Source organism: Microbacterium sp. NPDC076895 (genome assembly GCF_040687115.1).
In the GTDB taxonomy this organism is placed as follows: domain Bacteria; phylum Actinomycetota; class Actinomycetes; order Actinomycetales; family Microbacteriaceae; genus Microbacterium.
In genome coordinates, this window is record NZ_JBFBMQ010000001.1 from 103,729 (window position 1) to 116,664 (window position 12,936).

General features: G+C 66.4%; 12 protein-coding genes. 6 read left to right on the forward strand and 6 right to left on the reverse strand.

What is annotated here, in order from left to right; translation table 11 throughout:
• The first annotated feature begins 89 nt into the window (after window positions 1-89).
• Genes tkt through pgl form a run of 6 tightly spaced genes read left to right on the forward strand, consistent with a single transcriptional unit; the run spans window position 90 to window position 8,233 of the window.
• Window positions 90-2,189 carry a transketolase gene (tkt, locus tag AB0O89_RS00545; protein WP_300590880.1) on the forward strand — a complete coding sequence of 700 codons (2,100 nt, stop codon included), beginning with the start codon at window positions 90-92 and terminating at the stop codon, window positions 2,187-2,189.
• 27 nt (window positions 2,190-2,216) lie between these two features.
• On the forward strand, window positions 2,217-3,326 hold the full coding sequence (tal, locus tag AB0O89_RS00550; protein ID WP_363493275.1) for a transaldolase: 1,110 nt from the start codon (window positions 2,217-2,219) through the stop codon (window positions 3,324-3,326).
• Between the two features lie 7 nt (window positions 3,327-3,333).
• Window positions 3,334-4,953 carry a glucose-6-phosphate isomerase gene (locus AB0O89_RS00555; protein ID WP_363493277.1) on the forward strand — a complete coding sequence of 540 codons (1,620 nt, stop codon included), beginning with the start codon at window positions 3,334-3,336 and terminating at the stop codon, window positions 4,951-4,953.
• A gap of 13 nt (window positions 4,954-4,966) precedes the next feature.
• Window positions 4,967-6,517 (forward strand): glucose-6-phosphate dehydrogenase, encoded by a 1,551-nt coding sequence (zwf, locus tag AB0O89_RS00560; protein ID WP_292711326.1) that lies wholly within the window; start codon window positions 4,967-4,969, stop codon window positions 6,515-6,517.
• Window positions 6,514-7,446 carry a glucose-6-phosphate dehydrogenase assembly protein OpcA gene (locus AB0O89_RS00565; RefSeq protein ID WP_363493279.1) on the forward strand — a complete coding sequence of 311 codons (933 nt, stop codon included), beginning with the start codon at window positions 6,514-6,516 and terminating at the stop codon, window positions 7,444-7,446. The genes zwf and AB0O89_RS00565 overlap by 4 nt, the downstream gene beginning before the upstream one ends.
• Before the next feature lie 7 nt (window positions 7,447-7,453).
• Entirely contained in the window at window positions 7,454-8,233 is a 780-nt protein-coding gene (pgl, locus tag AB0O89_RS00570; protein WP_300592522.1) for a 6-phosphogluconolactonase, read from the forward strand.
• A gap of 78 nt (window positions 8,234-8,311) precedes the next feature.
• On the opposite strand, the gene AB0O89_RS00575 is transcribed toward pgl, so the two are convergent.
• The 6 genes from AB0O89_RS00575 to AB0O89_RS00600 form a co-directional block, all read right to left on the reverse strand.
• Complete coding sequence (locus AB0O89_RS00575) at window positions 8,312-8,665, reverse strand: RNA polymerase-binding protein RbpA (protein ID WP_292711320.1); 354 nt, start codon at window positions 8,663-8,665, stop codon at window positions 8,312-8,314.
• Window positions 8,665-8,913, reverse strand: coding sequence for a preprotein translocase subunit SecG (gene secG / locus AB0O89_RS00580; protein WP_363493666.1), 249 nt, complete (start codon window positions 8,911-8,913; stop codon window positions 8,665-8,667). The genes AB0O89_RS00575 and secG overlap by 1 nt, the downstream gene beginning before the upstream one ends.
• A gap of 148 nt (window positions 8,914-9,061) precedes the next feature.
• Window positions 9,062-9,850 (reverse strand): triose-phosphate isomerase, encoded by a 789-nt coding sequence (tpiA, locus tag AB0O89_RS00585; RefSeq protein WP_363493281.1) that lies wholly within the window; start codon window positions 9,848-9,850, stop codon window positions 9,062-9,064.
• The gene (locus tag AB0O89_RS00590) at window positions 9,838-11,055 is read right to left on the reverse strand and encodes a phosphoglycerate kinase (RefSeq protein WP_363493283.1); all 1,218 of its coding nucleotides are present in this window, start codon (window positions 11,053-11,055) and stop codon (window positions 9,838-9,840) included. Before AB0O89_RS00590 ends, tpiA begins: the two co-directional genes overlap by 13 nt.
• A 22-nt stretch (window positions 11,056-11,077) precedes the next feature.
• Window positions 11,078-12,088: a type I glyceraldehyde-3-phosphate dehydrogenase gene (gene gap / locus AB0O89_RS00595; RefSeq protein WP_300592534.1), complete on the reverse strand. Its 1,011-nt coding sequence runs from the start codon at window positions 12,086-12,088 to the stop codon at window positions 11,078-11,080.
• 152 nt (window positions 12,089-12,240) lie between these two features.
• On the reverse strand, window positions 12,241-12,867 hold the full coding sequence (locus AB0O89_RS00600) for a superoxide dismutase (RefSeq protein WP_292711307.1): 627 nt from the start codon (window positions 12,865-12,867) through the stop codon (window positions 12,241-12,243).
• Window positions 12,868-12,936: the final 69 nt, after the last annotated feature.

Consider the following 12,936-nt stretch of genomic DNA (forward strand, 5'->3'; position numbering starts at 1 on the left):
GCGCTCTGCGCCGGCTGCTCTTCCCGTGGTGACGCGGTCTGCGGACCGGTGGTCTCAGGGCGCACCCCTCTCGAACGGAAGGCAATCCGGTGACGGAACTGCGTTGGGATGAGATCGACAAGCGCGCGGTGGACACCGCTCGCGTTCTCGCGGCGGATGCCGTAGAGAAGGTCGGTAACGGACACCCCGGGACGGCGATGAGCCTCGCTCCCGCGGCCTATCTGCTGTATCAACGGGTCATGAAGCATGACCCGACTGACACGCACTGGCCCGGCCGCGACCGCTTCATCCTCTCGTGCGGTCACTCCTCGCTCACGCAGTACATCCAGCTCTACCTCGGCGGATTCGGCCTCGAGCTCGACGACCTCAAGTCGCTCCGCACGTGGGGCTCGCTGACCCCGGGCCACCCCGAGTACGGCCACACCAAGGGCGTCGAGATCACGACAGGGCCGCTCGGCCAGGGTCTGGCATCCTCGGTCGGCTTCGCCTACGCCGCGCGGTACGAGCGGGGCCTCTTCGACCCCGAGGCACCGGCCGGCGAGTCGCCCTTCGACCACTTCATCTACGTCATCGCGTCCGACGGCGACCTTGAAGAAGGTGTGACGAGCGAGGCATCCTCGCTTGCCGGTCACCAGCAACTCGGCAACCTCGTCGTCATCTACGACTCCAACCAGATCTCGATCGAGGACGACACGAACGTCGCCCTGACCGAGGATGTCGCGGGGCGCTACGAGGCCTACGACTGGCATGTGCAGACCGTCGACTGGAAGAAGTCGGGTCAGTACGTCGAGGACGTACACGAGCTGTACGAGGCCATTGAGAAGGCGAAGGGCGTCACCGACAAGCCCTCGATCATCATTCTCAAGACGATCATCGGCTGGCCCTCCCCCGGCAAGCAGAACAGCGGCAAGATCCACGGCGCTGCCCTCGGCGGCGAAGAGCTCGCAGCGACCAAGAAGGTCCTCGGCTGGGATCCCGACACGACCTTCGATGTTCCCGATGACGTCATCGCCCACACGCGTTCGCTCGTCGAGCGCGGCGAGGCCGAGAAGGCTGCCTGGCAGGAGAAGTTCGATGCGTGGGCAGCGGCCAACCCGGAGCGCAAGGCGCTGTGGGACCGACTCCACGCCCGCGAACTCCCCGCGAACATCGCCGAAGCGCTCCCCCAGTTCGAGGCAGGCAAGGATGTTTCCACCCGCGCCGCGTCCGGCCTGGTCATCAACGCCCTCGCCGCGGAGCTTCCTGAGCTGTGGGGTGGTTCGGCCGACCTCGCGGAGTCGAACCTGACGACCATCAAGAATGCAGCGTCGTTCATCCCGGAGGAGTGGTCCACCCACGAGTGGAGCGGCTCACCGTATGGTCGTGTGCTGCACTTCGGCATCCGCGAGCACGCAATGGGATCCATCCTCAACGGCATCGTGCTGCACGGCCCGACTCGCCCGTTCGGCGGCACGTTCCTGATCTTCAGCGACTACATGCGTCCCCCGGTGCGTTTGGCCGCCCTGATGAACATCCCGACGCTGTTCGTGTGGACGCACGACTCGGTTGCGCTGGGTGAAGACGGTCCGACGCACCAGCCGATCGAGCAGCTCGCCGCACTGCGCGCGATCCCGAACTTCGCTGTTGTGCGCCCAGCCGACGCGAACGAGACAGCAGCCGTCTGGCTCGAGCTCGTCCGCCGTCACGAGGGCCCCGCAGGAATCGCACTGACTCGCCAGAACGTTCCGACGTTCCCCCGTGGGACAGGTGAGGCATCCGGCGACGAGTTCGCTTCGGCCGAGCTCGCCGCCAAGGGCGCGTACGTGCTCGCCGACTCACCTACGGGCACCGTCGACGTGATCCTGATCGGGACAGGCTCCGAGGTTCAACTCGCCGTGGACGCTCGCGCGCAGCTTGCCCAGCAGGGCATCGGCGCACGCGTGGTCTCCGCTCCGTCGCTGGAGTGGTTCGCCGAGCAGGACGACGCATACCGCGAGAGTGTGCTGCCGGCATCCGTCAAGGCACGCGTCTCGGTCGAAGCGGGCCTGGCGATGCCGTGGCGCGGGATCGTCGGCGACGCCGGCCGGTCCGTGTCGATCGAGCACTTCGGCGCCTCGGCTGACTACAAGACGCTGTTCCAGAAGTTCGGCATCACGACCGAAGCAGTCGTGGCCGCCGCTCACGAGACGATCGCCGCCGCTGGCGCCTGAGCCGCGGCCGCACACGAAGGAGAAGTCATGACCACCCCCACCGAGAAGCTCGTCGCCGAGGGCGTCAGCATCTGGCTCGACGACCTGTCCCGCGAACGGATCAGCTCCGGCAACCTGGCGGCACTGATCACCGATCGCAACGTCACCGGCGTCACCACCAACCCGACCATCTTCGCCGGTGCGCTTGCGAAGGGCAGCGCCTACGACGAGACGATCCGGGACCTGAAGTCCCAGGGTGCCGACACCGAAACGTCGATCTTCACGATCACGACGACGGATGTGCGTGACGCGGCTGACATCTTCCGCCCCGTCTACGACGCGACGGGCGGCGTGGACGGTCGCGTGTCGATCGAGGTCTCCCCCGAGCTTGCTCACGACACCGCCGGAACGATCGCGCAGGCGAAGGAACTGTGGAAGGTCGTCGACCGGCCGAACGCGCTCATCAAGATCCCGGCGACCAAGGCGGGGCTCCCCGCGATCACCGAGGCCATCGCCTCGGGTATTTCGGTCAACGTCACGCTCATCTTCAGCCTCGAGCGCTACGCGGCGGTCATCGACGCGTACCTCACGGGTATCGAGCAGGCCAAGGCCGCCGGACACGACATCAGCACGATCCACTCGGTCGCCTCGTTCTTCGTATCGCGCGTGGACACCGAGGTCGACAAGCGGCTCACGGCTATCGGGACCGATGCCGCCGAGGCGCTGAAGTCCCGCGCGGGCATCGCCAACGCCCGCCTCGCGTTCGAGCTCTTCGAAAAGGAGTTCGCGACCGAACGAGCTCAGTCCCTCGTGGCCGCCGGCGCCACCGTGCAGCGCCCTTTGTGGGCGTCCACGGGCGTGAAGGACCCCGCTCTTCCCGACACGCTGTACGTCACCGAGCTCGTGGCCCGCGGCACCGTGAACACCATGCCCGAGAAGACCCTCGAGGCGACTTTCGATCACGCCGACGTCGTCGGTGACACGATCACCGGCAACTATGCCGATGCTCACGCCGTCTTCGACGGCCTCGCGTCGGTGGGTATCGATTTCGCCGATGTCACGCAGGTGCTCGAGGACGAAGGCGTCGAGAAGTTCATCGCCTCATGGCACGAACTGCAAGCGACGGTGACAACCGCCCTCGAGAACGCGGACGTCTGAGCCGGCGATGGCATTCGACATCCACCTGACCGGGCACGTCAAGTCAGTCGTCGAGGCGACTCTGCCCGGTCTCATCGGCGATCTCGTTGCCTCCGGCCTCACCGCGGGCGACAGCTCGCTGTGGGGCCCGGATGCCGAGGCAGAGGCATCCCGCCGACTCGGGTGGCTCGAGGCCGTCACGGTCTCGCTGCCACTGGTCCCGCAGATCGTCGCGCTCCGCGAGGAGCTCACTGCCAAGGGGCTGACACGCATCGTGCTCGCGGGCATGGGAGGCTCGTCGCTCGCACCCGAGGTGATCGCGCAGACCGCCGGGGTGCCCCTGGTGATCCTGGACTCGACGGCACCCGGTCAGGTGCTCGCAGCCCTCGACGGCGACCCCGAGGCCGGCGGCCTCGAGCGCACCGTTCTCGTGGTGTCGTCCAAATCCGGATCGACGGTCGAGACCGACTCTGCGAAGCGTGCCTTCGAGGCTGCCTTCCGTGATCTCGGTATCGACCCGACCGAGCGGATCATCGTGGTCACCGACCCCGGTTCACCCCTCGATGAAGCAGCTCGCGCTGATGGATACCGGGTGTTCAACGCCGATCCGAACGTCGGGGGGCGGTATTCCGCGCTGACGGCTTTCGGGCTGGTCCCGGCGGGCCTTGCCGGTGCCGACATCGAGGAGTTGCTCGCCGAAGCCGATGCGACGCTGCTTGAAGTGGCGATCGACAGCCCTGAGAACCCCGCGCTGGTGCTCGCTGCGGCGATCGCCGGCGGCTCTCCACGACGTGACAAGCTCGCGCTCATCAGCGACGGCACGCACATCGTCGGTCTCCCCGACTGGATCGAACAGCTCATCGCAGAATCCACCGGAAAGAATGGCACCGGCATCCTGCCGGTTGTCATGCTGCCCGTCTCCCCCGAGCTCGAGACCAAGCCAGCCGACCTGCAGGTTCTGCGCCTGGTCGACGAGGCAAACGAGTTCCACCTGTTCGAGCATCACCAGGGCGAGATCCTGGTCAGCGGCTCCCTCGGGGCGCAGTTCGTCGTGTGGGAGTACGCCACCGCGATCGCGGGCAGGATGCTGGGCATCAACCCGTTCGATCAGCCCGACGTCGAGTCAGCCAAGGAAGCGACGCGGGGACTCCTCGAGCGCAGGCCCGAACCAACGGCACCGGCGTTCACGGTCGAGGGCGTCGAGGTGCGGGTCACGGATGCCGCCCTCGCGGCATCCGGCACGATTGCCGGGGTCCTGGACGCGCTGTGGGCACAGCTCCCGGCTGACGGCTACGTCTCGGTGCAGGCTTACGTCAACCGCCTCGCAATCCCCCAACTCCAGGGCCTTCGAGAGCTCGTCGCGGCGGATTCGGGCAGGCCCGCCACGTTCGGCTGGGGCCCCAGGTTCCTGCACTCAACAGGGCAGTATCACAAGGGCGGGCCTGCGAACGGCGTGTTCCTGCAGATTGTGGAGCGCACCGACGTGGATGTCGAGATCCCCGGCCGCCCGTTCACCTTCGGCCAGCTGATCGCCGCGCAGGCCGCGGGCGACGCTGAGGTCTTGGCTGCACACGGACGTCCCGTTGTCACGCTCACCCTCACCGACCCCCAGGTCGAGGTCCTCTCCCTATTCGAAGCGGCTCAGTAAGGCATCCCACCCGATGACAGTCGAGATCTCTCGCGGGCACAATCCGCTGCGCGACCCTGAAGACGCACGCCTGAATCGGATCGCGGGGCCCAGTGCTCTCGTGATCTTCGGTGTGACCGGCGACCTCTCGCGTAAGAAGCTCATGCCGGCCGTATACGACCTCGCGAACCGTGGCCTGCTCCCGCCCGGGTTCGGTCTCGTCGGGTTTGCCCGCCGAGACTGGGAGGATCAGGACTTCGCCCAGGTCGTGCACGATGCGGTGCGACAGCACGCGCGCACCGCATTCCGCGAAGAGACCTGGCAGCAGTTGCTGCAGGGCATCCGATTCGTTTCGGGCGAGTTCGGCGACGACGACGCCTTTGCACGGCTGCGCGAGACTGTGCAGAGCCTGGACGAAGAGCGCGGCACCATGGGCAACCACGCGTTCTACCTGTCCATCCCCCCGAAGGACTTTCCGGTTGTCGCTCGTCAGTTGCGCACCTCGGGCCTCGTGGATGACACCGCCGACCGGCCGGAACGGTGGCGCCGAGTCGTCATCGAAAAGCCGTTCGGTCACGATCTCGCCTCGGCCCGCGAGCTCAACGACGCACTGCGCTCGACCTTCCCGGCCGACTCCATTTTCCGGATCGACCACTACCTCGGCAAAGAGACGGTCCAGAACATCCTCGCGCTGCGGTTCGCGAACGAGCTGTTCGAACCCATCTGGAACCGCAACTACGTCGACCACGTGCAGATCACGATGGCCGAAGACATCGGCGTGGGCGGCCGCGCCGGCTACTACGACGGTATCGGGGCGGCGCGCGATGTCATCCAGAACCACCTGCTGCAGCTTCTCGCACTGACGGCAATGGAGGAGCCCATCAGCTTTGATGCGAGCCACCTGCGTGCCGAGAAAGAGAAGGTACTCGCGGCCGTCACGCTTCCCGCAGACCTGTCGCTCGCGACAGCGCGCGGCCAGTACGCCGGCGGCTGGCAGGGTGGCGAGCACGTCACCGGATTCCTCGACGAAGACGGCATGAAGCCGGATTCGACGACCGAGACCTACGCAGCGCTCAAGCTCGAGATCAACACGCGGCGGTGGGCCGACGTGCCCTTCTACCTGCGCACCGGCAAGCGACTGGGCCGCCGTGTGACCGAGATCGCCGTGGTGTTCAAGCGCGCCCCTGAGCACCTGTTCACGCGGTCGCAGACATCCGGGCTCGGTGAGAACGCGCTCGTGATCCGCGTGCAACCGGATGAGGGCGTCACGATCCGCTTCGGCTCCAAGGTGCCCGGCGCGAGCACACACGTGCGCGACGTCACGATGGACTTCGGCTACGGGCATGCCTTCACCGAGGCCAGCCCCGAGGCCTACGAGCGGCTCATTCTCGACGTCCTGCTCGGAGACCCCCCGCTGTTCCCCCGCCACGAAGAGGTCGAACTCTCGTGGAAGATCCTCGACCCCGTCGAGGAGTTCTGGGCGCAGCAGGGCGGACCGCTCGACCAATACGAACCTGGGTCGTGGGGGCCGAAGTCGGCAGACCAGCTCCTTGCCCGCGACGGACGCACCTGGAGGCGGCCATGATCGTCGATCTTCCCGATACGACAGTCAGCAAGATCTCTCGCGCACTCATCGACGTACGTGAGGAGGGTGGTGCAGTAGCGCTGGGACGGGTGCTCACCCTCATCATCGTGACCACCAACGGCGGCACCGAAGACGGCATCGAGGCAGCCAACGACGCGTCGCGCGAGCATCCTATGCGGGTCATCAGCCTGCGCCTCGACCCCGCGGGTGAGCCGAAGCTGGACGCCGAGATCCGCGTGGGCGGCGACGCCGGTGCCAGCGAGGTCGTCGTGTTGCGCGCCTCCGGCGCTGCGGCATCCAACGTCGAGAGCCTCGTCACCGGTCTGCTGCTGCCCGACGCGCCAGTCGTCGTGTGGTGGCCAGACAACCCGCCCGCGACTCCCTCCCATTCCCCGCTCGGTCGGATCGCACAGCGACGCATCACGGATGCCTCCACGGTGCCCTTCGAGGCCACGCGCGTCGCTCACCTCGGCGACTGCTACTCGCCGGGTGACACCGACCTCGCCTGGACGCGCCTCACGCACTGGCGCGAGCAGCTCGCCGCTGTGCTGGACCAGCCGCCCTACGAGCCGATCACCGCGGTGGAGGTTCGTGGCGCTGCCACGTCGCCATCGACAGCACTGTTGGCCGCCTGGCTACGACTGACCCTCGGTGTGCCGGTGGAATGGCACTACCTCTCCCCCGAGGAGTGGAGCGACGGCATCAAGTCTGTCCGCCTGACGCGCGCGAGCGGAGACATCGTGCTCGAGCGTTCGTCAGCCGCGATCGCTCGGTTGTCGCAGCCCGGGCAACCGCAGCATGACCTGGTGCTGCCGCGCCGCACATTGCGCGAATGCCTCGCCGAGGAGCTGCGCCGGCTCGATGCTGACCTCTTGTATGGTCGAGTGATCACCGAGGGCTGGGCGCTGCTCGACCCGGCACAGTCGTAGGAGACCGATGGCTGAGATCACGAACGAGAAGCGGGTGCTCATCAGCCCCGACCGGACTGCGCTCGCTGAGTACGTCGCAGACCGGTTCCTGCGGCGCATCGAGAAGCAGGCCGACGAGCCCGCCGTTCATGTCTCGCTCACCGGCGGAACCATGGGCATCGCGGTGCTCGAGGCTGCTGCGGCAAGCCCGCGGCTGGCGGGCCTCCGCTTCGACAATGTGCACTTCTGGTGGAGCGACGAACGATTCGTCCCACGCCACGACTCCGAGCGCAACGAGAAGCAGGCGCGCGAGGCGCTCCTCGATCGGTTGGACATTCCGGCAGGCAACATCCACAGCGTTGCCGCCAGCGACGACGGCGTCGACCTCGACGAAGCGGCGCGTGCCTACGCGGCCGAGCTCGCGCGCTACGGGCAGCCCGGCGGGCCCGCTTGGCCCTCGTTCGACATATGCTTTCTCGGGGTCGGTCCCGATGCGCACATCGCCTCGCTGTTTCCCGATCACCCCGAGATCCGTGACACCGAGCACGCGGTGCTCCCGGTCCGGAATTCACCCAAGCCCCCGCCCGAGCGCGTGACCTTCACCCGCCCCGTGATCAATACGTCGCAACGCGTCTGGCTGGTCATGTCCGGCCCCGACAAGGCCGCAGCTCTCGGGCTTGCCCTTGCCGGCGCTAACTACACGAGCGTTCCCGCCGGCGGGGCGAAGGGACGGCGACGCACCGTGTTCTTCGTCGACCGGGAGGCTGCCGAACAAGTTCCGCCGGAGCTGATCGACCAGGAATACTGACCATTCACGACAATGGCCCCGGTCCTCCCTCACGGGAGATCGGGGCCATTCTCGTGCAGGAAAACCCTGCGGAAAGTCTTAGAGGCCGCGGCGCTCGCGCAGCGACTTCAGCGCGTCATCCAGGAGCGCATCGGCTTCCTCCTCCGTGCGACGCTCCTTCACGTAAGCAAGGTGCGTCTTGTACGGCTCAGCCTTCGCCAGCTGAGGCGGGTTGTCTTTGTCGCGACCCGCAGGAAGCCCGGAGTGCGGCGAATCGATTGTCTCGGGGATCTCCTCATCGGGGATGCCTGCCGCGAAGTAACGCACGGTCTCGTTGCCTAGGGCATCCCAGTACGAGACGGCGACACGGTCCGCGTGATAGCCGTGATCCTGTTCGCCCATGGGTCCGGCACCCACCCGGGTGCCGCGAATTGCATTGCCGCCGGTTGCCATCAGATCACCTGGAACTTCGTAATGAGGCCGAGCCCCACGATGGTGGTGAACCATACGAGGGCCAGCACGATGGTGAAGCGGTTGAGGTTGCGCTCAGCGAGACCGGACGATCCGAGAGCTGAGGTCATTCCGCCGCCGAACATGTCGGACAGGCCGCCGCCTCGTCCCTTGTGCAGCAGGATCAGCAGCGTGAGCAGCAGGCTCGTGATGCCGAGGATCACCTGCAGGATCAGTTCGAGAATCGCCAAGACGTTGAAACCTTTCGTCGCGACGATGTCTCGTCGCACAAGCGTCCAGTATACGGAAAGAGGCGCGCTTTCCATCTCGCCGCTGCGCGGTTCGCGGGGCAACCGGGCAATCCGGTCGCCCCGCGAAGGCAGCGAGACGAAACGTCGTTTAGACGCCGACGTGCTTCTGGTAGCGGATGATGGCAGCGAACTCGTCCACGACGAGACTCGCCCCGCCCACGAGGGCGCCATCCACGTCCGGCTCGCGCATGAAGCTCGCGATGTTGGCAGCCTTGACCGAGCCGCCGTACAGCACCCGGGTGCGCTCCGCGGCATCCGCTCCGAGCGTGTCAGCGATGACCGCACGCAGCTTGGCGCAGACATCCTGGGCTTGATCGGGAGTGGCAGCCTGGCCGGACCCGATGGCCCAGACCGGCTCGTAGGCCACGACGATGTCGGCATCCGCCGGCACGTCGGCAAGCGCCGCCGTGAGCTGGCCCACCGGAACGGCGCTCGCACCGTACTTCTCGAGGTCTTCCGCGGTCTCACCGACACAGATGACCGGCACGAGGCCGTGCCGCAGCGCCGCCTGAACCTTGCTGGAAACGACCTCGTCGGTTTCGTGGTGGTACTCCCGGCGCTCCGAGTGACCGATGATCACGTAGCGCGCGTCGAGCTTCGCAAGGAACGCCCCCGAAATGTCACCGGTATACGCACCGGAATCCTTCGGCGACAGGTCCTGCGCACCGAGGGCGAAGGGGATCTTGTCGGCATCCAGCAGCGTCTGCACGGTGCGCAGATCGGTGAAGGGCGGGAAGACCGCGACCTCGACCGAGCCGTCCTCGTGCTTGGCGTCCTTGAGCGTCCAGTGCAGCTTCTGGACGAACGCGACAGCCTGCAGGTGGTCGAGGTTCATCTTCCAGTTGCCGGCGATGAGCGGTGTTCTCACTGCTCCCATCCGAGGACCTCCAGTCCGGGTAGCTTCTTGCCCTCGAGGAACTCGAGGCTGGCCCCACCACCGGTGGAGATGTGGCCGAACTGGTCATCCGTGAAGCCGAGCTGACGCACGGCGGCGGCCGAGTCGCCGCCGCCGACGACGCTCAGGCCGTCGACCTCGGTCAGCGCCTGCGCGACGGCCTTGGTTCCCGCCGCGAAGGCCGCCATCTCGAACACACCCATGGGGCCGTTCCAGAACACGGTCTTGCTCGCACGAATCGCGTCGGCGAAGATCTTCGCCGTGTCGGGGCCGATGTCCAGCCCCAGGCCCGTCGCACCGAACGGGGTCTCCTCGAGCGAGTCGGCAGGAGCGACGACGTGCTCCGCGTCGGCGCTGAAGGATGCAGCCATCACAGCATCCACCGGAAGCACGATCTCGACGCCGCTCTCCTGCGCCGTCGTCATGTACCGGGTGACCGTGTCGATCTGGTCCTCTTCGAGCAGGCTCTTACCAACCTCATAGCCCTGGGCCTTGAGGAAGGTGAACAGCATGCCTCCACCCACCAGGATGCGATCGACGCGCGGCAGCAGGTGCTCGATGACGCCGAGCTTGTCGCTGACCTTCGAGCCGCCGAGCACGACCGTGTAGGGTCGCTCGGGCTTCTCGGTGAGGCGGTCGAGGACGTCGACCTCCTTCTCGATCAGGAAGCCCGCCGCAGACGGCAGGATCTCGGCGAGGTCGTACACGCTCGCCTGCTTGCGGTGCACGACACCGAAGCCGTCCGACACCAGGGCGTCGCCGAGGGATGCGAGCTCGCGGGCGAACGCGCCGCGAATCTCGGCATCCTTCGCCGTCTCCCCCGCGTTGAATCGCAGGTTCTCGATGACCGCGACATCGCCGTCTTCCAGCGCGGCGACGGCGTCGTGAGCCGACTCACCCACGGTGTCACGCGCGAACGCGACGGGCTTGCCGAGCAACTCCGAGAGGCGCTGAGCCACCGGCTCGAGGCTGTACTTCGGGTCGGGTGCCCCATCGGGGCGTCCCAGGTGCGAGCACACGACGAGGCGCGCTCCCTGGTTGATGAGGGCGTTGAGTGTGGGAACGGAGGCCCGCACGCGGCCATCGTCCGTTATGACGCCGTCTTTCAACGGAACATTGAGGTCACAACGGACGATGACGCGCTTGCCGGCCAGCGAACCCAACGAATCGAGGGTGCGCAGAGCCATGTCTGTTACCGGATGCCGAGGCTCAGAGCTTGCTGGCGACGAGCTCGGTGAGGTCGACGAGGCGGTTGGAGTAACCCCACTCGTTGTCGTACCAGGCCGAAACCTTGACGAGGTTGCCGCTGACGTTGGTCTGGCCTGCGTCGAACACCGACGAGTGCGGGTCGTGAACGATGTCGGTCGAGACGATCGCGTCGGTGTTGTACTTCAGGTAGCCAGCCAGAGCGCCCTCGGCAGCAGCCTTCTCGTAGGCGGCGTTGATGGTCTCCTTGGTGAGGCCCTCGGCCGGCGTGATGATCGTGAGGTCCACGATCGAACCGGTGGGAACCGGAACGCGGTACGACGAACCACTCAGCTTGCCGTTGAGCTCGGGCAGCACGAGGCCGATGGCCTTGGCAGCACCGGTGGCAGCCGGCACGATGTTCAGCGCGGCAGCGCGAGCACGGTGCAGATCGCCGTGGGGGCCATCCTGCAGGTTCTGGTCAGCGGTGTACGCGTGAGCGGTCATCATGAAACCGCGCTCGATGCCGAAGTTGTCGTTGAAGACCTTCGCGAGGGGCGCCAGGCAGTTGGTGGTGCACGAGGCGTTGGAGATGACGTGCATCGTGGCGGGGTCGTACTCGCCGTCGTTCACGCCCATGACGAAGGTTCCGTCGACATCCGTGCCGGGTGCCGAGATGAGGACCTTCTTCGCGCCGCCGGCAATGTGCTTGCTGGCGTCAGCCGCCTTGGTGAAGCGGCCGGTCGACTCGATCACGATGTCGACGCCCAGCTCGCCCCACGGGAGGTTCGCGGGGTCGCGCTCTTCGAAGACCTTGATGCTCTTGCCACCGACGGTGATGGAGTCCTCGGTGTACGAAACCTCTTCGCCCAGCCGTCCGCCGACCGAGTCGTACTTGAGGAGGTGGGCGAGCGTCTTGTTGTCGGTGAGGTCGTTCACCGCCACGATGTCGAGGTCCGCGCCCTGCTCCAGAGCTGCGCGGAGGTAGTTGCGTCCGATACGGCCGAAGCCGTTGATACCGATCTTGACAGACACGGTGTCTCCCTGATTCTTATCGCGCCGAAGCGCCGGGGGTCAGCTCCGGATCGACGACCCGGAGAGGGGTGTCATTTGTGGTGTGTGCCAGCAGACAAATGAGGCTGCCGGAGCCCCCGAGCGGGCGAGGGCTCCGCGGCATCCTCACCTGATCATGACCCTAGCAGCAGACCTGCCGTCTTCTCACGAGCCGTGACAAAGCGGTCCTGGACGTTTTGCCAGTTCACGATGTTCCAGAACGCCTTCACGTAGTCAGCGCGGACGTTCTTGTAGTCGAGGTAGTACGCGTGCTCCCACACGTCGAGCATGAGCAGCGGCACGCTGGCGGCGGCGAGCTGGCCCTGCTGGTCGAAGATCTGCTGGATGATGAGGCGCTCACCGATCGAATCCCAGAACAGCGCCGCCCAGCCCGAGCCTTGCACGCCGAGAGCGGCAGCGGTGAAGTGAGCCTGGAACTTGTCGAAGGAGCCGAAGTACTCGTCGATTGCTGCAGCGAGCTCGCCCGTGGGCTTGTCGCCGCCATCGGGCGACATGTTCGTCCAGAAGATCGAGTGGTTGGTGTGACCACCGAGGTTGAACGAGAGGTCCTTCTCGAGCTTGTTGACGTTGGCGAGGTTCCCGGTCTCGCGGGCCTCGGCAAGCTGCTCCAGAGCGGTGTTGGCGCCCGTCACGTACGCCTGGTGGTGCTTGTCGTGGTGCAGCTGCATGATCGTCGCACTGATGTGCGGCTCGAGAGCCGCGTAGTCGTACGGGAGGTCAGGCAGGGTGTAGGTGGCCATATGCTCTTCTCTTCCTGTCGTCGCGGCGCCAGGAATGCCCCGGCGTCGCTGGGGTGACAGTTGCCATCC